This is a genomic window from Vibrio sp. 2132-1, from assembly GCF_033344315.1.
In genome coordinates this window covers 1-539 of sequence record NZ_JAWPON010000762.1, presented here as the reverse complement: position 1 = coordinate 539, position 539 = coordinate 1, and the positions used below count along the sequence as shown (strand labels likewise).

Here is a 539-nt window from a genome sequence, read left to right as displayed (position 1 = left end):
TAATGCATCGCTCAAACGCTCACTTAATAGTTCGTGGCTTAATGTACTACTCATTTTCAGACTCAACCTGTGGAATGCTGACTTCGTCTAACAAGTGCTGTTTTACGTTGTCCATGCACGCCTCTAAGCGTGAGTCACAACTGGCGTCTGCTTCCGCATCATCCGTCACTAACTGACAACCACCAATTGGCAGCTCGTTGTTGGCAACCAGCTTCCAAGACTTAGGCAGATCCGCGTTAATGTGCGTAATGCGTTCTAGATCTTGTGGGTTGAGATGAACCGTCACAGTCTCCGCTTTGCCCGGCATCGCAGACAGTGTTTCATCCACCAGCGCCAGAATTTGCTGTGGCATCAGAGTAAGCTCGGCACGAATCACCTGCTGAGCCACCTTCTGTACCAACTCACAAATCATGTGGCGTTGCTGCTGCTCTTTTTCACTTTGCCAGCGAGACAAGGCTTGGAACAAGTCATTAACTGGCTTCGCCGCTTCTAAAAAGCCTTGCTTACCAGCTTGTTCACCAGAAACAAATCCTTTCTGA

The 539-nt window shown here is 48.8% G+C and carries 1 protein-coding gene; it reads right to left on the bottom strand.

Annotated elements, in window-relative coordinates; translation table 11 throughout:
* Positions 1-46: 46 nt before the first annotated feature.
* Positions 47-539 (bottom strand): flagellar assembly protein FliH (gene fliH, locus R8N47_RS27845; RefSeq protein WP_318186440.1); only part of this gene is annotated, 493 nt, incomplete at its 5' end.